Genomic DNA, 24,272 nt, shown 5'->3' with positions numbered 1-24,272 from the left:
ATCAGACGGCGGTCACTGCTGCGCCGCCGGCGGCGCCCGCGGACCCCACAGTAGTCACTCAATCTCAATCGGCCACACCGGCAACGGAGGCCACAAGGCAGACCCCGGTCGCACCTACGGACGCGGTCGCTCCAGACGATCTCGTTCCCCAGCCGCCCCGAACAACGGTGATGACAGTCGAGATCCGGCCCGGACCGGCGCGCGTCGCACCCCCACCCCCACCGACACCTGCGCAGGCGCCGACGCCAAGAGTGCAAGCTCTCCCGGAGCCGAGAACTGCCGGGACGAACGCATTCGAAGCCAAGACCGAGGCGCCTGTTCTTCCTCCTTCGCCTCCGCCTCCGGCGCTGGCGTTGGCGAGACCACCTGTTGCCGAGGTGCGTCCCAGCGCCGGCGAGGCGTCGCCTGCCCCGCGACCACCAGACACGCGGCTTCAAGCCGCGGCTCCTCCCGCGGCAACAAGAAGCTCGGCCGCGTGCGACCGACACAACCCCTTTGGGGAGGTGCCTTGCTTTAGGCAAGCAACTCAGCTGGCGCGATCACCTCAAGGTGGAGGTCCCGAGGCAGCTCCCGGGACAACCGGCTTTTTTGGCGCGACCAGCTCGGCTGCTCTCTCCAAAGGTTCGGGTGCGGGCGGGGCCGTTGGAATTGCGAGCGCAGACCCTGCCAGTGGCAGCGCCGGTGATGGTGCGGCTGGCGCCGGCCCGGGTGCTGCGGGCGCAGCCGGTGGCGGAGGTGCTGGTGGGGCTGGCGCAGGCGGCGGTGGCGCAGGTGCTGGGGCAGGCGGCGGTGGAGCCGGCGGTGCTGGCGCCGGTGGCGGTGGCGCAGGCGGTGCTGGTGCCGGCGGCGGTGGCGCAGGCGGCGGTGGCGCCGGCGGCGGTGGTGCCGGTGGCGGTGGAGCCGGTGGCGGTGGAGCCGGTGGCGGCGGTGCCGGTGGTGGTGGAGCCGGTGGCGGTGGAGCCGGTGGCGGCGGTGCCGGTGGTGGTGGCGCTGGCGGCGGTGGCGCAGGCGGCGGTGCGAGTGGCGGCGGTGCCGGTGGCGGCGGTGCCGGTGGTGGTGGCGGCCCCGGCGGTGGCGGCCCCGGTGGTGGCGGCCCCGGCGGTGGTGGCGGCCCCGGCGGTGGTGGCGGCCCCGGCGGTGGTGGGCCAGGCAGATGATCCCCTGCTGACTCGCGTGATCCTACGAATCCGCGTGGCGGCCGCCTGCAAGTGCGTAGAGGCAAACAAGGTACGCCGATAGCGTCGCTTCCTCGCGCGCGTTGGCTGCCTGGACGGCAAGCATTTCGTCCGAGGTAGGCCCCTGGCCCTCGCCCCGCAGGTAACTGCTCAAGGCGTACATCAGCAGTTCACTCGCCTGCTTGGCCGCAGTGCGAGCGGATTCCATCTCCGCATGCAATTCGCGAAGTTCAGACAGGTGTATTTGCATTCCAGCAGTCGACACGGGCGGAACGCAAAATGCTGGAACGGCGATCAACCCTCCCTTGTAGGAGGCCGTGCCGCTCAGACGCCGGAGAGGCGTGAGTGTTCGACAGGGCGGCCGCGATAGCGGGATATCACGCCTTCCTTGCGCCGTCGATCAGCCGCTGAGCACGCGGCGCGCGCTGAGCAGGCTTGCGGGGCCCGAGCAGCTCCGTGATTGCCGTCGGTTGCACGCCGTCCTGCGGCGAGCGATCGGACAGGGACGGATCGAGGACGCGGCCCAGGCCAACAGAGAACGCCTGGAGCGCTCGCTGAAATTCAGCGACAGCCTCCAGGTACTCGCGACGTGCGGCTCTCGTGCTCATGAGCGGAAGGTACTCCTATTCGGCTTCTGCCAGAAGAACTTTCCTCTTGAAAAGCCCGCCGCCTGCTCCTATATCGAAGGCGCTCCCAATTGGTCATCGAGAAACGGAGGACCCGAAATGGCCATGGACATGCTCAGACAGCTCGCCGGCTCTCCGCTGCCGGCCACGTTCCGCACCCCGGCGGAGATCGACCAGGTCAAGCTCTTGCGAGCGGCCGGTCTGGTCATCGCCTTGACGCCAGCGTCATCGGATCCGCAGACGCCTTCCGGCATCGGGGACGCAGCCCAGGTGCTCGCCATCACCGAAAAAGGGAGGGAAGAACTGGCCAGCTTCTCCCTTCCTGGTGAGCTGCCCCCGATGCCGAGGGCTCGAGCGCCCTGGTGGAAAACCATGCTGGGCGCGCGAGACCACTCGCGCCGCGACATGTGATGGAGGCGCCTATGCAAGAAGCTTCCTCGCGGCCGTTCGAATACCGGGGTGTCTCCATTTCGATCAGCGTCGACAGCGCAGCCGACAGCGTCTTTGGTCACGCCGATCTTTTCGCGAACGATGAGTTCAAGGCCAGGCTCTCGCTGGGGAGCGCGCGAAGTCGACCCGACGAAGTACGCGACAGGCTGCGTTGTCTGGCCAAGGCGAAGGTCGACGTGTGGGCGACCTGCAGGTCGGCCATGGCTCACTGAAGGGGCTCAGACCGGCGCAGCAGGGGATGCCGCTAATTGTCGAAGCGCTGGACCGCAGCCAGCCTGACTGCCAGAGCGGGCGGGGTACCTTGCTTCACCAGACCCTTCATCGCCTCGTAGACCTCGAGCATCACGTCTTCCTCGAATTCGGTGGAATCGGGATCGAGCACGGGGTAGTCGCACTCGACCGAGCGCAAGGCGAGTTCGTATTCGTCAATGAAGGCAGTCCAAACCACGGCGTTGCGGCGCGCAGTGTCGACCTTCGTTGCGCTTGGCAGTGCATCAGCTCTCATGTCGTGTCCATCTGGTTGGCCAGGCTGAATACTGGAGCCACTGATGGAAGCAAGGGCTTCGCCTACGTGCGCTCCTCTTGTAGGTTTCCGCCTTTGGCCGTCGTCGGCCAAAGGCGCAGGAACCCTCGGGATCGAGCTGTGGTTGCCGGCAGAATGCTGAACTTCACCCACACCCCCAGGAGCATGCGGAGCTTCCCAATGAACGCCGATCGGCTTTCGCACGGCCTGTGGGAGGCCTCGGCGCCGCCGGCGCCGAAGACGCAAGCGCTGACGCAGCGCATAGCGGTCGACGTCGCGATCATCGGCGGGGGGTACACCGGATCATCGGCGGCACTTCACCTCGCCGAGGGCGGCGCGAGCGCCGCGGTGCTGGAGGCGTTCGACGTCGGCTTTGGCGCCTCCGGCAGGAACGTGGGCCTCGTGAATGCCGGCATGTGGGTCATGCCATCCGTGCTGGTGGGCGAGCTCGGCAAGTCGCACGGCCAGCGCCTGCTGGACCTCCTGGGCAATGGGCCTTCCATCGTTTTCGACCTGGTTGCCCGCCACGGCATCGCGTGCGAGGCCGTCCGCAACGGAACCTTGCATTGCGCGGTGGGCCAACGCGGCGTCGCCGAGCTTGCCGAGCGCGCGCGCCAGTGGCTGGGACTCGGCGCCCCGGTGGAAGTCCTCGATGCGAAGCGCACCCTGGAACTCACCGGCACCCGGGCCTATCCGGCCTCGTTGCTGGACCGCCGGGCCGGCACCGTCCAACCGCTCGCCTATGTGCGGGGCCTGGCCGATGCCGCGCTGCGGGCGGGTGCGCGCATCCACACGCAGACGCGCGTGACCGCGGCCGAGCGCGTCGGGTCGCGCTGGCAACTGGCAACGAGCAGCGGCGCAGTGGTGTCCGCGAGCTGGGTCATCGTTGCTACCGATGCCTACACCGGGAGCGACGGGCTGTGGCCCGGCATCCAGGCGGAGCAGGTGTCGCTGCCATATTTCAATCTCGCCACGGCGCCGCTGCCCAGAGAGATCGCGCAGAGAATCCTGCCCGAACGCCAAGGTGCATGGGATACCCGCCAGGTTCTGTCCTCGTTCCGTCTCGACGCCGCGGGACGGTTCGTCTTCGGCAGCGTCGGTGCTCTGCGGGGCATGGGGCGCAAGATCCACCAGGACTGGGCGCGACGCGCGCTCGCGAGGATCTTTCCGCAGTTGAAGGACGTGCCCTTCGAGCATGAGTGGTACGGAACGATCGGCATGACGAGCAACGCCCTGCCCCGATTTCATGAACTTGACCACAACGTGGTTTCGTTCAGCGGTTTCAATGGCCGGGGTATCGCACCGGGAACGGTGTTCGGCAGAGAACTCGCGAAGCTCGTGCTGGGCGCGGTCCGCCGCGACGACTTGCCCTTGCCGATGACGCAAGTGGCCCCGGCGCCGTGGCGCAACGTGAAGGCGCTGGGCTACGAAGCAGGCGCGCAGGCATTCCACTGGGTCGACGCGCGGATCTAAGGCGGCGCTCGTCGCTGGAATGCAGACGAGACTGGATACTGCCGCTGTCGCAGGGCGTGGCACCCAGCCCAGGCAGCCGGTAGGCTGCTTCCCTTTATGAATAACACTCTCACGCCATTCTCTTCGAGCGTGTAAAACGTGCCAGGGAGACATCACTTGAAAATCATCATCCTCGGTGCAGGCCGAATCGGCGAAAGCGTGGCCGGCACGCTGGTGTCGGAGCGCAACGACATCACCGTCATCGACACCGACGCAGTGCGGCTGCGCGAACTCGAAGAACGCATCGAACTGCGCGGCGTGGTGGGCAGCGGCATCGAGCCGGACGTGCTGACCGAAGCCGGTGCGCGCGATGCCGACATGCTGATCGCCTGCGCCGCGCAGGACGAGACCAACCTGGTCTGCTGCAAGGTGGCCTACCAGGTGTTCGGCATTCCGACACGCATCGCGCGCCTGCGCTCCAATGCATTCAAGGACGACAGCCCGCTCCTCGGCAAGGAAGGCTTTGCCGTCGACCGCGTGATCTGCCCGGAGGAATCGCTGACGCGCTATATCGGCAAGCTGGTCGAGTACCCCGAGGCACTGCAGGTGCGCGAGTTCGCCAACGGACTGGCCTGTCTGGTGGCAGTGCGTGCGGTGGCTGGAGCGCCGCTGGTGCGCCACAGCATTGCCGAGCTGCGCGAATGCGTGCCCGGTGCCGACATGCGCATCGTCGCGATCTACCGCCGGCTCGAGAACGAGCCCGACCGCTTCATCGGCTGCGAGGGCAAGACGCTCATCGAGCCCGGCGACGAAGTGTTCGTGCTGTCGGCGCGCGAGCATCTCCAGGCGGTGCTGTCGGCGCTGCATTTCGACGACCACACCGGTCGTCGCGACGTCGAGCGCATCATGATCGCAGGCGGAGGCCGCGTGGGGCTGCGGCTCGCAAGACAGCTCATCGAGACCGGGCGCAACTACCGGATCAAGGTACTGGAACGCGACCAGGCACGTTGCGTGCAGCTCGCCTCCGAACTGCAGCACAGGGCGCTGGTGCTGCACGGCGACGGTACCGACGAAGACCTGCTGGAAGACGAGGGCATCGAGCACATCGACCTCTTCCTCTCGCTCACCAGCGACGACGAGGACAACATCATGGCCAGCCTTCTGGCCAAGCGCCTGGGCGCGAGCCGCGTGCTGGCGCTCATCAATCGGCGCAGCTATGCCGATCTGATGCACGGCACGCAGATCGACATTGCGCTGTCGCCCGCGCAGACCATGCTCGGCGAGTTGCTGGCCTACGTGCGGCGCGGCGACGTGCAGGCGGTGCACAGCCTGCGGCGCGGCGTGGCCGAGGCGCTGGAGATCGTGGCGCGGGGCGACCGCAAGACCTCGCGCGTCGTGGGCCGCAGGATCTCGGAGCTCCAGCTGCCCAAGGGTGCGCAGGTCGGGCTGATCATGCGCGGGCTGCCGGAGCTCGGCGAGGGCGCAGCCCCGGCCGGCGAGGCGCCGACGACGCCGGCGAAAGTGATCATCGCGCGCGGCGACACCGTGATCGAGAGCAACGACCACGTCGTGGTCTTCGTGCCGCGCAAGCGCCAATTGCGCGACGTGGAAAAGCTGTTCCGCGTCAGCGCCACTTTCTTCTGACGCCGCCGGCTCCGCCCATGAGCGACTTCCTTCCGGTGTTGCGTGTGCTCGGCGCGCTCTTGACCTTCTTCTCGTTCGGAATGTTCGTGCCGTGGTTGATGTCGTGGATGCATGCCGACGGCCTGCGCCACGTGTGGGCCATCTCTGCGGCGATCTCGTTCGTGTGCGGAGCGGCGTTGTGGGGCGGCCTGCGGCACTACAGGCACGAGCTTCAACCGCGCCACGGCATCTTCCTGGTGTCGTGCACCTGGGTGCTGCTGCCGCTGTTCGCCACGCTGCCGCTGATGTGGGCGCTCGACAGCATCGGGCGGCCGCTCAACTTCACGCATGCGTACTTCGAGGCCGTGTCGGGCCTCACGACCACCGGCGCGACGGTGCTCGTCAAGCTGGACGAACTGCCGGTGTCGATCAACGTGTGGCGCACCTTCCTGCAATGGCTCGGCGGCATGGGGATCCTGGTCCTGGCCGTGGCCATCCTGCCGCTGCTGGGCGTGGGCGGCAGCCAGCTCTTCAAGGCCGAGGTTGCCGGGCCCATCAAGGACAGCAAGCTCACGCCGCGCGTGAAGGAAACCGCCAAGGGGCTGTGGGGCATCTACGCGACCTTCTCGGCGGCCTGCTTCCTCGCGTACTGGGCCGGCGGCATGACGGCCATCGACGCGCTGATGCACATGTTCACCACCGTGAGCCTGGGAGGGCTCTCGCCGCACGACGCGAGCTTTGCGCACTTCGCGTCGCCGCTGCTCGAAGGCGTGGCGGTGCTTTTCATGCTCGCGGCCAGCTGCAACTTCGCGCTGTACTTCGTCGCGCTGCGAAAGGGGCACTGGCGCGGCTTCTGGCGCGACCCGGAGCTGCGCGGCACGCTCATCGCGCTGATCGGCAGCGGTGTGCTGGTGGCGGTGGTGCTCTGGGTGAAGGGCGTCTACGGGCCGGTGGATGCGCTGCGCCACGGCCTGTTCCACGCCATCTCAGTCGGCAGCACAACCGGGTTTGCGACTGTCGACTACCTCGCCTGGCCGGTGTTCGCGCCGCTTTACATGCTGCTGCTCTCGGGCGTGGCCACCAGCGCAGGCTCGGCCGGTTGCGGCATCAAGATGGTGCGGGTGCTCATCCTTGTGAAGCAGGCGCGGCGCGAGATGACGCGCCTCGTGCATCCGCGCGCGGTTCAGCCGGTGACGCTCGGCACCATGGTGGTCGACCACCGCGTGATCTTCTCGGTGCTGGCCTTCATGCTGGTCTACGGCGTGACGACGATCTCGCTGAGCATGTTGCTGGTGCTGACCGACCTCGACCCGGTCACGGCCTTCAGCGCGGTGCTGGCCAGCGTGAACTGCACCGGCCCGGGGCTCGGGACCGTCGGGCCCGCCGGCAATTTCAGCGGCCTGACAAATTTCCAGCTGTGGGTGTGCACCTTCGCGATGGTGCTCGGCCGGCTCGAGATGCTGAGCTTTATCGCGTTGCTGGCGCCGTCGTTCTGGCGCAAGTGAGTTGGGGCTGGCTGTTGAGCAGGCAGGCGGCGCTGGAATCCGAAGGTCCTCGCATGTACAAGCATTGACGACCAGTCGTGCTCGCGGTCGAATCGAGGTTGACCGGCGGCTCCAACCCCCGGAAGCAATGGAAGGAGGCGGCATATGGCTCCTCAGGCTTTGGAGACTGACTACCTGGTGGTCGGCAGCGGCGCAGCCGGCATGGCGTTCACCGACTCGCTCATCAGCGAAACCGACGCCCAGGTCGTGATGGTGGACCGCCGCTCGGCGCCCGGGGGACACTGGAACGACGCCTACCCTTTCGTTCGCCTGCATCAGCCGTCGCTCTACTATGGCGTGAACTCAACACCACTCGGCAGCGACGCCATCGAACTGCGCGGGCCCGAGGCGGGCCAATACGAGCGCACGAGGGGCTCCGAGATTCGCGCGTACTACGCTCGCGTCATGGAAAGGCGATTGATCGCTTCAGGCCGGGTCCGTTTCTTCCCGAATTGCGAATACGTCGGCAAGCAGCGCTTCGTGTCGCGCCTGTCGGGCGCTACGTTCGACGTCAAAGTGCGCAGAAAGCTGGTCGACGCCAACTATCTCTCGCCATCGATTCCCGCGCTCACTCCCGCGCCGTTCGGCGTTGGCGACGGCGTGTCCGTGATTCCAGTCCACCGCCTCGTCGATGTCGTCGACAAGCCTGACCGCTACGTCATCGTCGGTGCCGGCAAAACCGCCCTCGACGCCTGCGTCTGGCTCCTCAGGAACGGTGTCGATCCGGGCGACATCCAATGGGTGAAGCCACGCGAAACGTGGCTGCAGAACCGCAGCTACACGCAGCCCGGCGAGCTCGTCGGCACCTTGCTCGAAGGCATCTCGCTGCAGATGGAAGCTGCCGCCCAGGCATCCTCGATCGACGATCTCATCGACCGGCTGGAAGCGGCTGCACAAATGCGGCGAGTCGACCGCAGCGTGCGACCGACGATGTACAAGGGCGCGACGATCGGCGACTGGGAGATCGACCTGCTGCGGCGCATCGAGGATGTCATCCGCCTCGGCCACGTCCGCAGCATCGAGCGCGACCGCATCCTGCTGGAGCGGGGCAGCGTCGCGACCAGTCCCCGGCACCTGCACGTGCATTGCGCGGCGCAGGGCGTGCGGTATCCGCCTGCGTTGCCGATCTTTGCCGCGGACCGCATCACATTGCAGCCGGTGCGCATGGGCCTCATTCCCTTCAACGCAGCACTGGTGGGGTTCGTCGAGGCACGCCGGGACGACGACGCGGAGAAGAATCGTCTGTGTCCTACCAACCCATTTGCGAACACGCCCCTCGACTGGGCTCGCGGAACGCTGGTCCAGATGGGAGCCGATCGCGCCTGGTCGAAGGAGCCCGACCTCCAGGCGTGGCTCGAACGCTCGCGACTGAACCCTATGCGCGGACTGCGCGCTCATGCTGACGAAGAACGGGTGCAGCGGGCATCACAGAGATTCGCCGCCAACGTTGGGCCCGGCCTCAAGCGGCTTGCAGCGATCGTTGGGCAGACTGCAGCATAGACGCGGCGGCGGCCCTCAGCCGGGGATGACGAACACGGGGTGCTGCGCTTTCATCGCGGCATCGACGCGGCGATTGGCGGGACGCTCGTGCCCGCCGGCGAGGGCTAGCGCATCGATCCCAGCAGGGCGCGAGCCTGCTGCAGGTCGGCCGTGTCGAAGCCCTCCGTGAACTGCGCGTACACAGGCGCCAGCAGTTCGCGCGCTTCGACGCGACGCCCCTGTTGCAGCCAAGCCCTCGCAAGGCTCATCGCGCATCGCAGCTTCCAGGCCAGGGATTCCTGTTGTCGCGACGCTTCGACGGCCTCGATGAATTGCGCTTCGGCCTGGTCCTTCGAAGCGGGCTCGCGATCCAGCAGCTCGCCCTTGACGCGCAGCAGCTCGGCGATCGAGCACCGATCGTCGACCTGCCGCGCGCGGCCGATGGCGGCGTCGATCAGCGCCAGACCCTCGGCCACCTGCCCCTGCAGACCGAGTTCCATGCAGGCGGCGGAAACGTAGCCTGTGTAGTGCAGGACGAAGAGCGCTTCCCCGATCTCCTCGAAGGCGGGGCGGAGATCGCGCGCATGCGCATCCGCATCGCCGCGGCCCAGCAGCAGCAGGCCGCGCCACATGCGGCCGCGCGCCTTCCAGGTCGAGACGCCATGTCGCCGCGTCGCTTCGATTGCCGATGCCGCGGGCTGCGCCAGCGCCGCGACGCCACCGGTGAGCAGTGCGATGGCGCACACGCCTTCCGTCAGCACGTAGCACACCGAAGGCGGATGGTCGATGGCCCGCGCACCCGCCGTCGCCTGCTGCACCACGCGCAGCGCCTGGTCCGCAAAGCCCTGCAGCCAGAGCGTGTGGGCGAGCGAGGTCTGAGCGATCACCTTCTGCTCGTAGATGAATCGGATCAGGTGCGAGCGGTAGTCCGGCGCGGCATATAGCGCGGCCATGCGTTCGAGCCGGTCGCGGGCATCGGCCAGCCGACCGAGGCAGAGCAGCGACATGCCGGCCATGCGCTCGCCGATCAGGCGGTCGGCCTGGTGGGGCAGGGTGGCCGACAGTTCCGAGAAGCGCCGGGCCAGCGCGAGAGATGCCTCGTACTTGCCGTTCAGGTAGCTCACACCCCAGAGGCCCCAGGTCGCGCGCAGCATGTACTCGGGCTCGCCCAGGCGCTCGGCAAGTTCCAGCGCCCGCTGGAATGCAGCGCCGGTTTCGAGGCCGACGCCCTGGTACAGCAAGGACGCGGCCTTGGCGGCGCACAGTTTCATGCGCGAGCGATCGTCGACGATGCGCCTGCGGTCCAGGTGCGCCATCGCCTCGTCCACGCGCGCCAGGCATTCCTCCAGCAGCGCGAGGTGCATCCACAGAGGCACCGAGCTGGTCGTCAGCGCCACGCCGAGCGCGGGCGATCCCTCCGGCGAAAAGCTCCAGTTGATGGCCGCGCGCAGGTCCGCGAGATAGCGGCCGAAGGTCGCGATCCATTCGACGGTCGGGCGCGTTTCCCATTCGGCCTCGGCGCGCATCAGCAGTTCGCAGTGGTAGCGCGCGTGACGGCGCTGGTACTCGCGCAGCGCAGCGTTCGCGGCCATCTTCTCGCGCGCGTAGACCTGTGTGGTCTCCAGCAAGCGGTACTGCACCGCCGAAGAGGCATCGGTGGAGACGAGCGACTTCTCCACCAGCTGAGAGAGGCAATCCACAACGGCATCGGGCGGGATCTCCGCAGAGGAGGCCACCGCCGCGGCCGCGTCGATCGAGAAAGGGCCGCCGAACACGCTCAGCCGGCCCAGCACTTCGCGCTCCGGCGCCGACAGCAGTTCGTAGCTCCAGTCGAGCGTCGCGCGCAGCGTCTTCTGCCGGGGCAATGCGGTGCGCGCGCCGCCCGTGAGCAGGTTGAAGCGGTCGTCGATGCGCTCGGCCACGCCCTCGATGCCGAACACCCGCACGCGCGCGGCCGCGAGCTCGATGGCCAGCGGGATGCCGTCCAGCTGTCGGCAGATCCGCGCCTTGAGTGCGACGACGCGCGGGTCCTCGCTGCGGCCGGCGCCGGCCACCGAAGCCACGCGGGCATCGAAGAGCTGCAGCGCGCCGTGCCGCAGCACGTCCTCGACGTCCTGGTTCTCTTCCGCGGGCACATCGAGCGAGGCGACGCGATAGACGTATTCGCCGTCCGCCTTCAGCGCTTCGCGGCTGGTGGCGATGACGCTCGCGAACGCGCCCGCGTGCAGGAGCTTCTCGACGATCTGGGCGGCGGCCTCGACCAGATGCTCGCAGTTGTCGAGCACCAGCAGCATGCGGCGTGTGCTGATCGCCGAGGCGATACGGTCGAGCGAAGGGGTGCCGGCGCCTTGCGGAAAGCCGAGCGCCTGCGCCACCGCGGCCGGCACGAATTCCGGCGCGCCGAGCGGCCCCAGTTCGGCGAGCGACACGCCATCGGGGAAGAGCGGCGCCACGCGTCCGGCAGCCTCCAGGGCCAGGCGGGTCTTGCCGACCCCGCCGGCGCCCACCAGCGTGATCAGTCGCTGGGTGGCGGCGAGCTCGACGATCTCGCGCAGCGCCGCTTCCCGGCCGATCAAGGGAGTGATGCTCGCCGGCAGCCGTGCGTTGCCCGCCGGCTCGACCGCTGCTGCAGCGCCGGCGCGGATCTCGCCGATGAACTGGTAGCCGCGGCCTGCGATGGTGCGGATGAGGTGGCGGTCTTCGCCCAGCGCGCGGCGCAGGGCGGAGACCTGCGCCTCCAGGGTGTTCTCCTCGACGATGCGGCCGGGCCAGGCCAGGCGCATCAGCTCGTCCTTGGCTACCACGGCGCCGCGGCCTTCGATGAGCGCGACCAGGATCTCGAAGGCGCGGCCGCCCAGCGCCACTGGATGGCCCCCGCACAGCAGTTCGCGGCGATGCAACAAGACCCGGCAGCTGCCGAATTCGAAGGACGAAGGCGCGGAGGCGGCAGGGTTCATCGCGGATGAGGCACGGACGTGCTGGCCTGGGCTGAGACGCGCGAGTTTAGGGGCAGGGCCTTCGTTTTTCAGGAGATTTCAGCTCGCCTCAGCCGCCGTCCGGGACGGCCAGGCGCCGCCCCCCGTACCTTCGAGGCCCATCCCTTCCACCTCGACCAGGAGCAGCGCCATGAGCTATGTGACCACCAAGGACGGCACCCAGATCTACTACAAGGACTGGGGCACCGGCAAACCCGTCGTCTTCTCCCACGGATGGCCGCTCGATGCGGATGCGTGGGACCCGCAAATGCTGTTCCTGCTGCAGCACGGTTACCGCGTGATCGCGCACGACCGGCGCGGCCACGGCCGCTCGAGCCAGCCGGCCGAGGGCAACGAGATGGACACCTTCGCCGACGATCTCGCGGCGGTGATCGAGTCGCTGGACCTGAAGGGCGCGACGCTGGTCGGCCATTCGACCGGCGGTGGCGAGGTGACGCGCTATGTCGGCCGGCACGGCACCCAGCGCGTCGCCAAGGTGGTGCTGATCGGCGCCGTGCCGCCGCTCATGCTGAAGACCGAGGCGAATCCCGGCGGGCTGCCGATCGAGGTTTTCGACAACATCCGCGCCGGCGTGGCCGCCGACCGTTCGCAGTTCTTCAAGGATTTGGCGGTGCCCTTCTACGGCTACAACCGGCCCGGCGCGAAGATCTCGCAGGGCGTGATCGATTCCTTCTGGAGCATCGGCATGCTGGGCGGCATCAAGCCCGAGTACGACTGCATCAAGGCTTTTTCGGAAACGGACTTCACCGAAGACCTGAAGAAGTTCAACGTGCCCACGCTCTTCATCCACGGCGACGACGACCAGATCGTGCCGATCGGCGCATCGGCCGCGATGGCCGCGAAGCTGGTGAAGAACTCGACGCTCAAGGTCTATGCGGGCGAGTCGCACGGCATCTGCACCACGCAGCCGCAACGGGTCAACGCCGACCTGCTGGCCTTCCTCGAAGACTGAGCGTCGCCATGTTCGGCCTCACACCGCTGGGCGCGATCCACACCGCCATCAGCCTCGTGGCGCTGGCGGCGGGCTTGCTCGCGCTGATCCGGCATCGGGAGATCCTGCCGGCCACCGGCCTCGGCAGGCTCTACATCTGGGCCACCGTGCTGACTTGCCTCACGGGTTTCGGCATCTTCCAACACGGCGGCTTCGGCAAACCGCATGCGCTGGGCATCCTCACCTTGGTGGTGCTCGGCGTCGCCGCCCTCGCAGGCCCGAAGAAGCGAAGCTTCGGCCGCGCCTCGCCCTACATCGAGACCGTCGGCTACAGCGCCACCTTCTTCTTCCACATGATTCCTGGGCTGACGGAAACCTTCACGCGCCTTCCGCTCGGCGCGCCGCTGTTCTCGGGCCCCGAAGACCCGGCGCTGCAGAAGCTGGTCGGCCTTTTCTTCCTGGTCCTGGTGGTGGGCGCCGCGCTGCAGGTGCGCCGCTTGCGCCGGCAGCGGGCCGATGTGCCCACAGCGAGCACCCAGGGCGTGGGGCCATGAACGCGCTGGCTTTGCCGAGCGCCAGCGCCATTCGTCAATTGTCGAAGCGCTGGACCGCAGCCAGCCTGACGGCCAGAGCGGGCGGAGTGCCTTGCTTCACAAGAGCCTTCATCGTCTCGTAGACCTCGAGCATCACGCCGCCGTCGGCCAATTGCGCAGGCCTACCCGCAGTCTCCCACCTGCAGCGTTTCCCCTCACCGCGCGATGAACACCGTGACGAGCACGGCAACAATCAGAAGCGCGGCGACGAACAGGTTGCGCCGCGAGCCGGAAGCGCGCTGCTCACGCTCCTCGAGCCGATGCTGAAGGGTCAGTTCTTCCAGTCGGGAAGGGGCGCTGTCGAGTTCGGCAGCGAAGCGGTTGTGGGTGCTGAATCGTCTTGACATGGCTTTTGAGGGTTCGCGGCTGAAAGAGAGCTGTCTCCACGGCCGTCAAAGCCTTGGTAGGAGATGGGGCCTAATTCTGAGCGTCCCAAAATGAATACCAAAGGATTCATTTATCTTGCTTCGCTCGATGTGTGAGATATCGCACGGATGAGGCGCTGACTCTGGCGGCTAACCCAATCAACCTCAGCCCCCAACCCTCTCCCAGAGGGAGAGGGGAGCAAGTCAGGGGTGCCAGGACGAGATGACCTTCGGCGTCTCCGGCGTGGCGCTTCCCGCCAGCGCATAGGAGAGCTGGTTGGCGGCTTCCATGATCGTCTTGGCGTACGCGACAAGCTTGCTCTTCGGCAGGCGCTCGGCCGGGCCCGATATGCAGACCGAGCCCAGCAAGCTCCAGCGCAGCCCGAACACCGGCGCCGACACGGTGGCCACGCCTTTCTCGCGCTCGCCGATGGAGAAGTGGTAGCCGCGCCGGCGGATCTCCTCGTACAGCTTTCCGGGCTCGCCTGAAAAGGCCAGGATGACGCGGCCGGGCGAGCCCTGGTCGAGCGGCAGCAGCGCACCCATGCGGGCGTGGTGCCTGATGGGCTGCGGCCCCTCGACGCGCGCGAGGCAGGTTCGCAGGTTGCCCTCGCGCACATAGAAGGCCGCGCTTTCGCCGGTCTTCTTCGACAGCGCGAGCAGCATGGGCTCGACCACGTTGTTGGCGTCAAAGCTCGACTGGTAGCGCGCGCCCAGCCAGCCCGCGGCGGGCCCGAGCCGCCAATCGCCATCGTCCCTTTGCACGACGTAGCCGGACATCGCCAAAGTCCGCAGCAGGCGCAGCGCCGTCGTCTTGTGCATGCCGCTGCGGCGCGTGAGCACCGCGAGCGAGAGGCGCTGGTCCTGCATCTCGAAGGCTTCCAGCAACTGAAGCGCACGCGTGACGGCGGTGACGCCGCCCGTGGCCTGGGCGTCGGCCGATGCGGGCTCTTCGACGACTTCAACGATCTTTCTCGCGGGTGCCTTGGCGTTGCGCATCGTGGTTCATGGTCCGTCTGGTGGACCACCATTGTATGGAATGGAACGCAAATCTAGAGTTCGCCACAGGCCTGAAGGCAGGCAGAGACACCCTGAATTCCATCGATCCGGAGACAAACCCGTGCTGACTTCCAAACTTCATTTCTCCCGCCGCGCCGGCCTTTGCATGGCGCTGCTCTTCGCTGCCGGCGCCGTATCGGCGCAGGCCTATCCCTCGCGGCCGATCAGGTTGATCGTCCCCTTTCCCGCCGGCGGCGGCACGGACATCATTGCCCGCGAAGTCGCCAACAAGGTGTCGACGACGCAGGGCTGGACCATCGTGGTCGAGAACAGGCCCGGCTCCGGCGGCAACCTGGGCGTCGATGCCGCAGCGAAGGCGCCGCCGGACGGCTACACGCTGGTGCTGGGCCAGACGAGCAACCTCGCGATCAACCCGACCCTCTACGCCAAGCTGCCCTACAACCCAGAGAAGGACCTGACGCCGGTGGGCCTGGTCGCAAGCGCGCCGCTGGTGCTGGTGGTCGCGGCCAACTCGCCCTACAAGACGCTGGCCGATGTCGTCGCGGCCGCCAAGGCGAAGCCGCAGGCCCTCAACTACGCGAGCTCCGGCAGCGGCACGGTGGCGCATCTCGCGACCGAGCAGTTCCAGAAGATCGCGGGCGTCCAGTTCACCCATGTGCCCTACAAGGGCGCGGCGCAGGGCGCGACCGATCTGGTCGGCGGGCAGATCGAGATGTACATGTCCTCGGTGCCGACGCTGATCGGCCACATCCGCAACGGCAAGATGCGCGCACTCGCCGTGACCTCGCTCAAGCGGACCGACGACCTGCCGGAGGTGCCGACCATGGCGGAGGCCGGCTACAAGGGCTTCGAGGCGGTCACCTGGTTCGGCGTCGCGGGGCCGGCCGGCATGCCGAAGGATGCGGTGGGCAAGCTCAACGCGGCCTTCAACAAGGCGGTGGAATCGCCCGACGTGCAGAAGAAGCTGAGCGGGCAGGGTGCCGACGTGCTGTACGGCACGCCCGAGAAGTTCGGCACGCTGATCAGCGCCGACATCGCCCGCTGGGCCCCCATCGTCAAGGCATCGGGCGCCAAGGTCGACTGAGCGCCGCCCGCGCCTCTCCTCTCTCTTCCATCCCCCGCATCGAGAAAGCATCTCATGAGCAACCCATTGCCCGACATCGTTCGCGACTTCGAGCGCGTCCCCGCCGAGATCGTCAAGCAGGCTTCCGAATTCCAGCCCGCCATCCTCGCCGACGTGGCCGGCCGCCGCGGCGCGCTGCACGGCCGCATCCGGCCGCTGCGCCCGCGCATGAAGCTGGCCGGCCCGGCACTCACCGTCGAAGTCCGCCCGGGCGACAACCTGATGATCCACGCGGCCATCGCGTTGGCGCAACCGGGCGACGTGCTGGTGATCGACGGCAAGGCCGACCAGACCTCGGCGCTCATGGGCACCATCATGATGACGGCGTGCCGGCAGCGCGGCATCGCCGGCGTCGTGGTCGACGGCGCGGTCCGCGACAGCCTCGAGATCGACGAGATGGACTACCCCGTCTTCTCGGTAGGAACCAATCCGAACGGCCCGACCAAGAACATCGCCGGGCGCATCGGCCACCCTGTCACCGTCGGCGGGGTCACGGTGCATGCCGGCGACTTCATCATCGGCGACGGCGATGGCGTGATGGTGGTGGAGCGCGAAAAGATCGGCTCGCTGATCGGCGCCGCTCGCAGGAAGGTGGAGGACGAGGCCAAGCGCATCGCGTCCATCCAGGGCGGCAACACCGCGGCCGCGTGGCTCGACGGCGCCTTGCGCACGGCCGGCGTGCTGAAGGAAGGCGAGACGCTGTGAGCACCATCCTCGTCACCGGCGCGGACCTGGCGCCGCAGGCCATGGCCCTGCTTCGCGAGCACGAGGTGCTCTTCGCCGGCAAGACGCCGAGCGAGCAAGACGTGGTGGCGCTCTGCGCCAGGCACGACCCCGCCGCGATCATCGTGCGCTACAGCAAAGTCGGCGCAGCCGCGATGGATGCCGCGCCTGCGCTGCGCGTCATCTCCAAGCACGGCAGCGGCACCGACACCATCGACAAGGTTGCAGCCAGGCAACGCGGCATCGAGGTGGTCGCGGCAACGGGCGCCAACGCCGCGGCGGTCGCCGAGCAGGCGCTGGCGCTGATGCTGGCATGCGCCAAGTCCGTGGTGTCGCTCGATGCACGCATGCATGCCGGCCATTGGGACAAGGCCACGCACAAGAGCCTGGAGTTGAACGGCCGGACCGTCGGGCTGGTCGGGCTCGGCGCGATCGGGCTTCGCTTCGCGCGCATGGCCGACGCACTCGGCATGCGCGTGATCGGCTTCGATCCGTTCGCGAAGGATCTTCCAGGCTACGTGCAATCGGTGGAGCTCGCAACGATCTGGCGCGAGTCCGATGTCATCTCTCTGCACTGCCCGCTGACGCCGGAGAACCGGCAGCTGCTCGACGCGGCCACGCTCGCCAGGACGCGGCGCGGCGTCATCGTCGTCAACACCGCGCGCGGCGGCCTGATCGATGAAGACGCGCTGCTCGCCGCAGTGCAGTCAGGCCAGGTCATGGCCGCCGGGCTCGACAGCTTCGCCGTCGAGCCGATGGTTGCCGGCCATCCCTTCCAGGGGCAGAAGGGCATCGTGCTCAGTCCGCACATCGGCGGCGTGACGAACGATGCCTACATCAACATGGGCGTGGCCGCGGCACGTAATGCGCTGGAAGTGCTGGCGCGGCAGCCCGCCGCTTCCGGCGCTTGAGAGAGCAGGGACTCCGACGCTAGGGCGTCCGCGCGGCTCCGCACTTTCTTCTCTCCAGCAGGAAGTACCCGTTGACCGCGCATTCCACGTCCTCCACGACCTGCTCCGCATCGGGGCAGGACTCTTGCACGAGCAATGCGTGCTTGGCCATTGCATCGACGATGGAGAACGCATTCAAGGCGACGCGCTCGCGATCGAACTCCGCTGGCCAGTCCGATGCCGACGCAAAGGCATCGCGAAACAGATGGACAAACTGTTTGTAGAGCTCGCGATAGGTTTCAGCAGAGGAGATGCGCCGCTCCAGAATAAAGAGGGCTCGCCATTCCGCAGCTTGGCCCAGCAAGGTTCCGACAAGCGCTTGCGCCAGAGCATGAACGGTCTCCTCCAGCGTACGCGGGCTCGAAGCGGCGCCGGCCTCTTCCACGAGGGCGGCCAATCCGCGCAGCCGGCTGCGAACGGTGACGGCGGCGATGGAATCCTTGCCCGGAAAGTACTGGTAGAGCGTGCCAAGGCCGACGCCCGCGACAGCCGCGATATGGCGCATCGACACCTTCTCGTACCCGCGCTCGAGCAGAAGCAGGACGAAGGCATCCTGAATGGCGCGCGAGGTCATCCACGCCCGCGCCTGCGAAGGCTTGCGGCGAGGCTTAACAGTCAAGATCATGTGCTGTCTGAAGGGGTGGCACCGAAGACTCCCTCTTCCAAAGCTGAACACTTGCTTTCCGTGGAGTCGGTGCGCGCAGGGGCGGGAAAACCGAACACGCCGAGCGTACATCTCACCTAAGCTTTGGGGGCGCCTTCGCACTCGAAAACTGGGGATCGCCCGCCATGACACAGCAGACCTCCGCTCCGCCGCCCGCGACGCTGGCCGATCTGGTTCACCGGCTCGATCACGCCCGTTCAACCGGCGAGCGCGCGATGGGACCCGAGACGGGCACGGTGCCCGTTAGCCACTACACCGACCGCCATCATTGGCAGCAGGAGCAGGACACTGTTTTCGCGCAGTGGCCGATCGTCGCGGCGCACAGCTCGGAAGTGCCTGCAGGATCGGCGCTGCCCTTCGATGCGCTCGGCGTGCCCATGGTGGTGACCCGGTCCGGCGACGGTCGCGTCCGCGCGTTCTTCAATGTCTGCAGGCACCGCGGAATGGCGCTGGTCCAAGCCGAAGGGCCGGAGCCCGCAAAGGCCAAGAGCTGCAAGACACTGGTTTGCCCGTATCACGGCTGGACCTACGGACTCGACGGGCAATTGCGTCACCGCTTGCATGCGGAGACTTTCGACGGGATTGACCCGGCCACGCTGAATCTGGTCGAACTGCCCTGCGCCGAAGCCGGCGGCCTGATATTCGTCAAGCGCGCGCCCGGCCCGGCGTTCTCAGCCGCCGGCTTCCTGCAAGGGCTCGACGAGCACCTGCAATGGCTGGGGCTGGCGGACATGAAGGTGTTCCGCAAGATCGATCGGGTCTATGCCGCAAACTGGAAGCTCACCGTCGACGCGTTTCTCGAGGGCTATCACATCCGCGTCCTGCATCGCGACACCATCTATCCCTTCTTCGCCGATGCGTACACCGTCAATCTGGATGCCGGCCCGCATCAGAATTCGCTGGTCGCCCGGCGCAGGGCCTTCGAGGCATTCGAGACGCCGCGCGACCGCGATGCGCTGTGCAAGCTCGCGACGCCGACGCAGTTCCTGTTCCCCAACACTTTCCTGATCTGGCACCCGGACTATGTCAGCCTCATCGGCATGTTCTCGCCGGCCGCCGGCGAAGTGCGGTGGATGCACACCATGTTGATTCCTCCCGACCGCACCGGCGCCGACTGGATTCCGCACTGGGAAAAGACCTTCCGGCTGATCGAGGAGACGGTCTTCCAGAAGGAAGACATCGCGACGGCGGTGGCGATCCAGCGCGGCCTGCACAGCGGCGCCAACGCGGGCTTGCAGGCCGGCCGGCTCGAACACGGGGTGCTGCGCTTTCATCGCGGCATCGACGCGGCGATCGGCGGGACGCTGGTGCCTGCAGGCGAGAGCTGACTCATACGCCGCCGTGGGGGCCGACGACGGAGTTGATGACGTCCAGATAGGCTGTGCCGAGCTCCTCGTCCGGTTCCAGGTAGGTGCCCTCCGCCCATTCGTTCCAGGCATTGATGAAGATGAAGCGGGTTCCGGCATCACGGGCTCTTTCGTAGAGTCCGGAGAAGCCGGTACGGAAGGCATCGAGGTTCACGTTCCGCATGACCAGGCTCGTGTCCAGTCGCCTGCGCGGACTGTTGTCCCAGTCGACGAACGCGCCGGGGTAGTGGCCGGAAGGCACGGGACGGTTGGCGATCTCGCGCCACATCATTCGGTAGTCTCTGCTCCGCGGCGCGTAGGGGCCCCTTCCCAGGCGCCGCCAGCAAAACTGGCTGACGCCATTCGCGAGCTTCTCGTAGATCCTCAGATGGAAGGGCAGGTGCGCGAGCGTGTAGAAGGGTTCGAACTCGACATAGGCGTCGAACAGATGACTGCGCACATCGCGCCCGAACACAGTCAGCATGCTCACGACGTGCAGCCCGGCGAAGCCGCTCTGCACCGCCAGGTTTCGCCAGCAATCCAGCATCTCGTCGCACTCGGCGATGCTGGCGCTTCGGTAGATGAGGATCACCGGGCAGCCGTCCACCCGGATGTAGCGCGGGTCTCGAAACGCCTTCTCGAGATATCGGAAATGCGCTTCCCAATCGCCCTTGCCGCCATAGGCCTGCGGCATCAGGATGTCGCGATCGCCACCGTCCCAGGTGCGTGTCCAGGGTTCGTTGGCCCATGCCAGGCAAAAGGGAAAGTCGGGCGCGCGGCGTCGCAGGATCGAATCGAGAGGCCTTTCCAGCAGTCGGCGGCCCGCGAACCAATAGTGGTAATAGCAGAAGCCGCCCAGTCCGTGCGCCTTGGCGAGCTCCGCCTGCCAGTCCTGCGTGTCGGGATTCGAGAGGTCGTAGTAATGGCCGTGCAGCGGTACCCGCGGCTGTCGATGACCGCGGAAGCTCGGCCTCGCCTTTCTGACGTTCGTCCACTCTGTGAAGCCTTCGCCCCACCAACGGTCGTTCTCGGGAATGCGATGAAATTGCGGCAACAGAAATGCCAGCAGTTGCGGATTGGTCAAGTTCGAAGTCCGTGAATTCAGCAGCTGTCGGCGCCGCGGAGTGGAGGACGTCTCGTATCACGGCAGCATCCGTCCTCGTGTAGGACTGAAGGAACGTTTCTGTGGGTGCAAGCCCACGGCGTTCGACTTGGTGGGCGATTGCCTTCGCTGTTCATCGCTCGTTGTTGGGCGTGAGATAGTTTGGCCGCGGACCAAGCCATGAAATATCTTTCCCTTGTCCTCCTGTTCCTGGCCTGCGCAGTGCATGCGCAGCCGAACGACATCGTGAACGCGGCCGGCGTGGTGAACCCCGCGGCCTACAAAGCCATCGGCAACGCCTACACATCACCGGCCGCGATCACCTACCGCTTCGGTGAGCCGGCGACAAAGAAGGGCGTGCAGACATTTCCGCTGCGTGCCGACATGGGGCATATCAGTCATTGCGGCGGCGGCTGCAAGATCGCGTACCAACTCGGCAAGGAATCGACTGCGATGTCGAACAACTACGTCAGCACGCACGCGGCGGCGATCGGGGTGCCGCTCACCGGTTCGTCGGTGTCCGATTCGGTTGCGTGGTTCCAGGCTTCCGCCGTCGATCGCAACACGTGGATGCAGCGGCCACAGATCTTGTGGCAAGCCAACAACCTGCTGCCGTCCGCGATGGCCGGCTACTACCGCGACGGGGTGTTGTCGCCGAACGAGGCGGCCGACCTTCCCATCGTCGCCGACCGTTGCGCCAACGCGGCGGACAGCTCCTGCCGCGTCTCGATCATCGGCACGCAGGGCAGCGCGACGAGGGGCGCCACGCTCTTCACGATCGGCAACACGACAGCCTCGAACCGCGCGTCGGTGCAGTTCCCGGTCGGCCTGGTGCCGACAGGCATCAGTTCGACCGCCGGCGGCGAACTGGCTGTGGTGTCGCTGTGGGACACGGTCCATGTGAAAGGCAAAGTCGCCATCGTCTCGCTGGGCGCTACATGCGAAGGTTGCACGCTGAAAGGGCCACGCTACGACTGGTGGCACGGGTTCGTCGATTCGGTGCATGTCGGCTTCTGGGACCAGGGCAATTTCATCTTCATGAAGATCGTCGGCTACGTCGACTTGCCCGACACCATGAAGGCCCCGACCGGCATCAAGGTCACGACCGGCATGACGCCGTTCGATGCGGTCGTGCATCCGGCGGGCAAGGAAGTGTCGAGCATCGGGCTGCTCGCCTCGCCTCTGGCGCAGAACCGTTCGAAGTTCCTGCCGGGCGGCGAGTTCCATGCCACCTATGCCAAAGGTGGCGTGGCCGTGGTCACCTCGAAGTCGGAAAAGAAGGCCGCCTTCATCGACCTTGGCCCCTACCTCAGGTTCACGAACAGCATGTTCTTGAACAGCGCGGAGAGCAACGCCGAGACGCAGAACATCGGCATGGGGCCGGACCAGTGGCCGTACCCGATTGCGGCGCACCCGCAGTCGGCGCCTGTGCTGGTGAAGGTCGTCAACCTCGACGGAAAGCCAACCGGCGTCGCGACGACCGTGCGCTCGTACTGGAACAAGGAGGATCGCGAGCGCATCCCTGGCACGCCTTACTGGCGAGCCACGCCGCGCCACCCGCGCGCGTGGATCGCCACCGAGGACGGCACGCTGCGCATCTACTCGCTCGGCCGCTATGCAGCCGGGCCCAAGCCGACGACACCCGACCCGGCGGACATCGCCGAAGTCGGCCGCGTCACCGGCCTTGGCGCCGGGGTCACTGGCCTATCGGAGTCGAAGGGCCTGGACCAGCGTTCGGACGCCTTGAATACCGCTGTGATGTTCTACCGGCGTGCCGAGCGCGAATGGGGCTGGGTTGGCTTCCGCAACGACAACACCGGCGGCGTGATCCGCCGGATGGCGGATTCGCGTGTCGATCCTGTCGCCGTGGCCGAACTCGACCAGTATTCGACCAGTGGTTGCATGGTGGCCGTGGCGGATTACTCGGGCGCCTCGATCAAACAGTACCGTTGCGGGATCGTGCGCTACTCTCTGCCGTCGAGCCAGACCAACTTCTGTCCGTCGGACGGTCCCGGATGCCCGACACTGACGCCGAACGGCGAGTACGCGGGGGCTTTGACCCTGCCGTTCAGGCCGTTCTCGGTACACAGTTCGAACGCGCCTTGATGTCTGTCCCTGCAGTACGACCGCACTCTCGGCCCGGAGGCTGCTATCTGGCCAACAGCGGTATCGGATAAGCGAAGTCCGCGAAGGCCGTGGGCTCGAACTCCGAAGCGTCCTTCTTGCGCGGCGAGGACGTGGGCAAGTGTTCGGGGATCTCCATGAAGTCGGTCCGCGCAAAGCTGGTATCGACATGGCGCGCCGGCTGCTGCGCCAGCGCATGCCGCTCGCTGGCCGTCTGGCGCAGCCGCGCCAGGTCGGCCCTCACCTCTTCGAGCGAGCGCATCGTCTTTGCGCCGGAGGGCGCTTCAAGCTCAGTCACTTCCACGACGGGCGCGGGCGCGGGCTCGGGCTGAACGGCAGCGAGGACGACCTCGGGCGGTGCTGCCTCGAAGCTCGTGGGACTGAACACGCGCTTTGCCGGCGGGGTTGGCACGGACGTGGCGGGGACGGCGCGAGGGCTGCGCCGGATGCGAAAGAGCGCTTCGAGAAGGCGAGATGCGTTCATGGTTGGAGGCTCGATATAGATCTGGCGCCATTGTCAAACGCGGCCGAATGAAGTCGAACGGATTACATTGCGCGCTGCCGCAGGATTTGCGTACAACTGCACGGATCTCCCCAATCCCGGAAGGCCTGGGCCTGAGCTTGCCGTCGGCTTTGTCCGTGGAAGACAAAGCATCGCTTCCTACGCCGGCCGCGACCGCGCCGCGAGAGCTTGCAGCGCATGGAAGCGAACGCTCGAATCAACGGCCAGGTCGATTACCGCGCAGGCGACGGACCGCTGCTGCGCGTGCCGCAGGGTCCCTGCACGGTCGAGCCGGGGGCCGACAGCGCCGTGCTGAGTTGGGAGGAAGAGGGCAAGGCAATGAGCACGGCCATTCCGAGGGCCGACTACGACCGCTTCGTCAAGGAAGGCCGAATCGTTCTGCGCGGAGGCTAGCCATGCCGGCTGAAGATCTGTGGGATCTGGAGGAGCGCTTCTGGCTCGGCGACGCGCTCTTCTACGAGCACCACCTGGCAGCCGACGCGCGCATGGTCTTTGCGCAGCCGGTGGGCATGATGGGACGCGCGCAGATCCTGGCCTCGATCGAGCCGGACAAGCGCTGGCGCCGGGTCGAGTTCGCGGATCAGCATCTGCTCGCCCCGGCCGAGGGCACGACCGTGCTGGTCTACGCCGCTGCCGCCGATCGCGGCAGCACCGGCAGCGCCTATCGCGCGCAATGCAGTTCGGTCTATGTCCGCTCCGGCGGCCGCTGGCAGCTGGTGGCGCACCATCAAACGCCGGCCGACTGCACGCTCAGCGCTTGAGCGGCGGCCGCGGCCTTCGGCGGCTGCGGCTTCGGATCGCAGGCGGCGAGCGTCGCCAGGGCGATGCATGCCAGCGCCAGAGTGAGCTTTCGATAGGTCATGGTCGTCTTATATGGACGCCTCCCGTGTGGCAAGTAAGTTCTTGAAGTTCCGGCTGGCGGTAATGACTGCGGTCTTAT

25 protein-coding genes are annotated in these 24,272 nt (G+C 67.0%); 16 read left to right on the top strand and 9 right to left on the bottom strand.

Features of this window, described 5'->3' with window-relative positions; translation table 11 throughout:
- Nucleotides 1-642 precede the first annotated feature (642 nt).
- Entirely contained in the window at nucleotides 643-1,239 is a 597-nt protein-coding gene (locus tag AC3A6B_RS28040; RefSeq protein WP_487839911.1) for a hypothetical protein, read from the top strand.
- 313 nt (nucleotides 1,240-1,552) lie between these two features.
- Here AC3A6B_RS28040 and AC3A6B_RS28035 read toward each other — a convergent pair whose 3' ends face one another.
- Entirely contained in the window at nucleotides 1,553-1,783 is a 231-nt protein-coding gene (locus AC3A6B_RS28035) for a hypothetical protein (protein WP_487839910.1), read from the bottom strand.
- Nucleotides 1,784-1,900: 117 nt separating this feature from the next.
- Here AC3A6B_RS28035 and AC3A6B_RS28030 point away from each other — a divergent pair, with 117 nt between their 5' ends.
- Nucleotides 1,901-2,212: a hypothetical protein gene (locus AC3A6B_RS28030; protein ID WP_487839909.1), complete on the top strand. Its 312-nt coding sequence runs from the start codon at nucleotides 1,901-1,903 to the stop codon at nucleotides 2,210-2,212.
- A gap of 11 nt (nucleotides 2,213-2,223) precedes the next feature.
- Complete coding sequence (locus AC3A6B_RS28025) at nucleotides 2,224-2,463, top strand: hypothetical protein (RefSeq protein ID WP_487839908.1); 240 nt, start codon at nucleotides 2,224-2,226, stop codon at nucleotides 2,461-2,463.
- Between the two features lie 32 nt (nucleotides 2,464-2,495).
- On the opposite strand, the gene AC3A6B_RS28020 is transcribed toward AC3A6B_RS28025, so the two are convergent.
- Nucleotides 2,496-2,756 carry a hypothetical protein gene (locus AC3A6B_RS28020; protein ID WP_487839907.1) on the bottom strand — a complete coding sequence of 87 codons (261 nt, stop codon included), beginning with the start codon at nucleotides 2,754-2,756 and terminating at the stop codon, nucleotides 2,496-2,498.
- 198 nt (nucleotides 2,757-2,954) lie between these two features.
- On the opposite strand from AC3A6B_RS28020, the gene AC3A6B_RS28015 reads away from it, so the two are divergent.
- From AC3A6B_RS28015 to AC3A6B_RS28000, 4 genes are all read left to right on the top strand, one after another.
- Complete coding sequence (locus AC3A6B_RS28015) at nucleotides 2,955-4,247, top strand: NAD(P)/FAD-dependent oxidoreductase (protein WP_487839906.1); 1,293 nt, start codon at nucleotides 2,955-2,957, stop codon at nucleotides 4,245-4,247.
- A gap of 156 nt (nucleotides 4,248-4,403) precedes the next feature.
- On the top strand, nucleotides 4,404-5,870 hold the full coding sequence (gene trkA, locus AC3A6B_RS28010) for a Trk system potassium transporter TrkA (RefSeq protein WP_487839905.1): 1,467 nt from the start codon (nucleotides 4,404-4,406) through the stop codon (nucleotides 5,868-5,870).
- Nucleotides 5,871-5,887: 17 nt separating this feature from the next.
- Nucleotides 5,888-7,354 (top strand): TrkH family potassium uptake protein, encoded by a 1,467-nt coding sequence (locus AC3A6B_RS28005; RefSeq protein WP_487839904.1) that lies wholly within the window; start codon nucleotides 5,888-5,890, stop codon nucleotides 7,352-7,354.
- A 144-nt stretch (nucleotides 7,355-7,498) separates the two neighbouring features.
- Nucleotides 7,499-8,893 carry an NAD(P)-binding protein gene (locus tag AC3A6B_RS28000; protein WP_487839903.1) on the top strand — a complete coding sequence of 465 codons (1,395 nt, stop codon included), beginning with the start codon at nucleotides 7,499-7,501 and terminating at the stop codon, nucleotides 8,891-8,893.
- Between the two features lie 104 nt (nucleotides 8,894-8,997).
- On the opposite strand, the gene AC3A6B_RS27995 is transcribed toward AC3A6B_RS28000, so the two are convergent.
- Entirely contained in the window at nucleotides 8,998-11,829 is a 2,832-nt protein-coding gene (locus tag AC3A6B_RS27995) for an ATP-binding protein (RefSeq protein WP_487839902.1), read from the bottom strand.
- Between the two features lie 169 nt (nucleotides 11,830-11,998).
- On the opposite strand from AC3A6B_RS27995, the gene AC3A6B_RS27990 reads away from it, so the two are divergent.
- Both AC3A6B_RS27990 and AC3A6B_RS27985 read left to right on the top strand, forming a co-directional pair.
- Nucleotides 11,999-12,820 (top strand): alpha/beta fold hydrolase, encoded by an 822-nt coding sequence (locus AC3A6B_RS27990; RefSeq protein WP_487839901.1) that lies wholly within the window; start codon nucleotides 11,999-12,001, stop codon nucleotides 12,818-12,820.
- An 8-nt stretch (nucleotides 12,821-12,828) separates the two neighbouring features.
- Nucleotides 12,829-13,353: a hypothetical protein gene (locus AC3A6B_RS27985; RefSeq protein WP_487839900.1), complete on the top strand. Its 525-nt coding sequence runs from the start codon at nucleotides 12,829-12,831 to the stop codon at nucleotides 13,351-13,353.
- 194 nt (nucleotides 13,354-13,547) lie between these two features.
- Here the strand turns inward: AC3A6B_RS27985 and AC3A6B_RS27980 are convergent, their stop codons facing one another.
- Nucleotides 13,548-13,739 carry a hypothetical protein gene (locus tag AC3A6B_RS27980; RefSeq protein WP_487839899.1) on the bottom strand — a complete coding sequence of 64 codons (192 nt, stop codon included), beginning with the start codon at nucleotides 13,737-13,739 and terminating at the stop codon, nucleotides 13,548-13,550.
- Between the two features lie 222 nt (nucleotides 13,740-13,961).
- Nucleotides 13,962-14,756: an IclR family transcriptional regulator gene (locus tag AC3A6B_RS27975; RefSeq protein WP_487839898.1), complete on the bottom strand. Its 795-nt coding sequence runs from the start codon at nucleotides 14,754-14,756 to the stop codon at nucleotides 13,962-13,964.
- A 166-nt stretch (nucleotides 14,757-14,922) separates the two neighbouring features.
- Between AC3A6B_RS27975 and AC3A6B_RS27970 the strand changes: the two genes are divergently transcribed.
- Genes AC3A6B_RS27970 through AC3A6B_RS27960 form a run of 3 tightly spaced genes read left to right on the top strand, consistent with a single transcriptional unit; the run spans nucleotide 14,923 to nucleotide 17,534 of the window.
- Nucleotides 14,923-15,861 (top strand): Bug family tripartite tricarboxylate transporter substrate binding protein, encoded by a 939-nt coding sequence (locus AC3A6B_RS27970; RefSeq protein ID WP_487839962.1) that lies wholly within the window; start codon nucleotides 14,923-14,925, stop codon nucleotides 15,859-15,861.
- Between the two features lie 54 nt (nucleotides 15,862-15,915).
- Nucleotides 15,916-16,605 carry an RraA family protein gene (locus tag AC3A6B_RS27965; RefSeq protein ID WP_487839897.1) on the top strand — a complete coding sequence of 230 codons (690 nt, stop codon included), beginning with the start codon at nucleotides 15,916-15,918 and terminating at the stop codon, nucleotides 16,603-16,605.
- Entirely contained in the window at nucleotides 16,602-17,534 is a 933-nt protein-coding gene (locus tag AC3A6B_RS27960; RefSeq protein WP_487839896.1) for an NAD(P)-dependent oxidoreductase, read from the top strand. Before AC3A6B_RS27965 ends, AC3A6B_RS27960 begins: the two co-directional genes overlap by 4 nt.
- 19 nt (nucleotides 17,535-17,553) lie before the next feature.
- Here AC3A6B_RS27960 and AC3A6B_RS27955 read toward each other — a convergent pair whose 3' ends face one another.
- Nucleotides 17,554-18,198 (bottom strand): TetR/AcrR family transcriptional regulator, encoded by a 645-nt coding sequence (locus AC3A6B_RS27955; protein ID WP_487839895.1) that lies wholly within the window; start codon nucleotides 18,196-18,198, stop codon nucleotides 17,554-17,556.
- Nucleotides 18,199-18,362: 164 nt separating this feature from the next.
- On the opposite strand from AC3A6B_RS27955, the gene AC3A6B_RS27950 reads away from it, so the two are divergent.
- Nucleotides 18,363-19,565, top strand: a complete 1,203-nt coding sequence (locus AC3A6B_RS27950) for an aromatic ring-hydroxylating oxygenase subunit alpha (protein ID WP_487839894.1) — start codon at nucleotides 18,363-18,365, stop codon at nucleotides 19,563-19,565.
- A gap of 1 nt (nucleotide 19,566) precedes the next feature.
- Here AC3A6B_RS27950 and AC3A6B_RS27945 read toward each other — a convergent pair whose 3' ends face one another.
- The gene (locus AC3A6B_RS27945) at nucleotides 19,567-20,667 is read right to left on the bottom strand and encodes a glycosyltransferase WbsX family protein (RefSeq protein WP_487839893.1); all 1,101 of its coding nucleotides are present in this window, start codon (nucleotides 20,665-20,667) and stop codon (nucleotides 19,567-19,569) included.
- A 180-nt stretch (nucleotides 20,668-20,847) separates the two neighbouring features.
- Here AC3A6B_RS27945 and AC3A6B_RS27940 point away from each other — a divergent pair, with 180 nt between their 5' ends.
- The gene (locus AC3A6B_RS27940) at nucleotides 20,848-22,791 is read left to right on the top strand and encodes a hypothetical protein (RefSeq protein WP_487839892.1); all 1,944 of its coding nucleotides are present in this window, start codon (nucleotides 20,848-20,850) and stop codon (nucleotides 22,789-22,791) included.
- 43 nt (nucleotides 22,792-22,834) lie between these two features.
- Here the strand turns inward: AC3A6B_RS27940 and AC3A6B_RS27935 are convergent, their stop codons facing one another.
- Nucleotides 22,835-23,293, bottom strand: coding sequence for a hypothetical protein (locus AC3A6B_RS27935; protein WP_487839891.1), 459 nt, complete (start codon nucleotides 23,291-23,293; stop codon nucleotides 22,835-22,837).
- Between the two features lie 216 nt (nucleotides 23,294-23,509).
- Between AC3A6B_RS27935 and AC3A6B_RS27930 the strand changes: the two genes are divergently transcribed.
- Nucleotides 23,510-23,725, top strand: coding sequence for a hypothetical protein (locus AC3A6B_RS27930; RefSeq protein ID WP_487839890.1), 216 nt, complete (start codon nucleotides 23,510-23,512; stop codon nucleotides 23,723-23,725).
- Nucleotides 23,726-23,727: 2 nt separating this feature from the next.
- On the top strand, nucleotides 23,728-24,093 hold the full coding sequence (locus tag AC3A6B_RS27925) for a DUF4440 domain-containing protein (RefSeq protein ID WP_487839889.1): 366 nt from the start codon (nucleotides 23,728-23,730) through the stop codon (nucleotides 24,091-24,093).
- Here AC3A6B_RS27925 and AC3A6B_RS27920 read toward each other — a convergent pair.
- Nucleotides 24,060-24,194 (bottom strand): hypothetical protein, encoded by a 135-nt coding sequence (locus tag AC3A6B_RS27920; protein ID WP_487839888.1) that lies wholly within the window; start codon nucleotides 24,192-24,194, stop codon nucleotides 24,060-24,062. The genes AC3A6B_RS27925 and AC3A6B_RS27920 overlap by 34 nt on opposite strands.
- Nucleotides 24,195-24,272: the final 78 nt, after the last annotated feature.

The sequence above is a fragment of the Variovorax sp. Soil_C_33 genome (genome assembly GCF_057656935.1).
This window is presented reverse-complemented; position numbering and strand designations above follow the sequence as displayed.

Excerpts from the sequence above, each read along its gene's own strand:
- AC3A6B_RS27975 (WP_487839898.1), bottom strand. The coding sequence starts at position 14,756 with ATGCGCAACGCCAAGGCACCCGCGAGAAAGATCGTTGAAGTCGTCGAA.
- AC3A6B_RS27965 (WP_487839897.1), top strand. The coding sequence starts at position 15,916 with ATGAGCAACCCATTGCCCGACATCGTTCGCGACTTCGAGCGCGTCCCC.
- AC3A6B_RS27950 (WP_487839894.1), top strand. The coding sequence starts at position 18,363 with ATGACACAGCAGACCTCCGCTCCGCCGCCCGCGACGCTGGCCGATCTG.
- AC3A6B_RS28015 (WP_487839906.1), top strand. The coding sequence starts at position 2,955 with ATGAACGCCGATCGGCTTTCGCACGGCCTGTGGGAGGCCTCGGCGCCG.
- AC3A6B_RS27925 (WP_487839889.1), top strand. The coding sequence starts at position 23,728 with ATGCCGGCTGAAGATCTGTGGGATCTGGAGGAGCGCTTCTGGCTCGGC.
- AC3A6B_RS27980 (WP_487839899.1), bottom strand. The coding sequence starts at position 13,739 with ATGTCAAGACGATTCAGCACCCACAACCGCTTCGCTGCCGAACTCGAC.
- AC3A6B_RS27970 (WP_487839962.1), top strand. The coding sequence starts at position 14,923 with ATGGCGCTGCTCTTCGCTGCCGGCGCCGTATCGGCGCAGGCCTATCCC.
- AC3A6B_RS28030 (WP_487839909.1), top strand. The coding sequence starts at position 1,901 with ATGGCCATGGACATGCTCAGACAGCTCGCCGGCTCTCCGCTGCCGGCC.
- AC3A6B_RS27985 (WP_487839900.1), top strand. The coding sequence starts at position 12,829 with ATGTTCGGCCTCACACCGCTGGGCGCGATCCACACCGCCATCAGCCTC.
- AC3A6B_RS27990 (WP_487839901.1), top strand. The coding sequence starts at position 11,999 with ATGAGCTATGTGACCACCAAGGACGGCACCCAGATCTACTACAAGGAC.
- AC3A6B_RS27920 (WP_487839888.1), bottom strand. The coding sequence starts at position 24,194 with ATGACCTATCGAAAGCTCACTCTGGCGCTGGCATGCATCGCCCTGGCG.
- AC3A6B_RS27995 (WP_487839902.1), bottom strand. The coding sequence starts at position 11,829 with ATGAACCCTGCCGCCTCCGCGCCTTCGTCCTTCGAATTCGGCAGCTGC.
- AC3A6B_RS28025 (WP_487839908.1), top strand. The coding sequence starts at position 2,224 with ATGCAAGAAGCTTCCTCGCGGCCGTTCGAATACCGGGGTGTCTCCATT.
- AC3A6B_RS28020 (WP_487839907.1), bottom strand. The coding sequence starts at position 2,756 with ATGAGAGCTGATGCACTGCCAAGCGCAACGAAGGTCGACACTGCGCGC.
- AC3A6B_RS28000 (WP_487839903.1), top strand. The coding sequence starts at position 7,499 with ATGGCTCCTCAGGCTTTGGAGACTGACTACCTGGTGGTCGGCAGCGGC.
- AC3A6B_RS28005 (WP_487839904.1), top strand. The coding sequence starts at position 5,888 with ATGAGCGACTTCCTTCCGGTGTTGCGTGTGCTCGGCGCGCTCTTGACC.
- AC3A6B_RS27955 (WP_487839895.1), bottom strand. The coding sequence starts at position 18,198 with ATGATCTTGACTGTTAAGCCTCGCCGCAAGCCTTCGCAGGCGCGGGCG.
- AC3A6B_RS27935 (WP_487839891.1), bottom strand. The coding sequence starts at position 23,293 with ATGAACGCATCTCGCCTTCTCGAAGCGCTCTTTCGCATCCGGCGCAGC.
- AC3A6B_RS27930 (WP_487839890.1), top strand. The coding sequence starts at position 23,510 with ATGGAAGCGAACGCTCGAATCAACGGCCAGGTCGATTACCGCGCAGGC.
- AC3A6B_RS28035 (WP_487839910.1), bottom strand. The coding sequence starts at position 1,783 with ATGAGCACGAGAGCCGCACGTCGCGAGTACCTGGAGGCTGTCGCTGAA.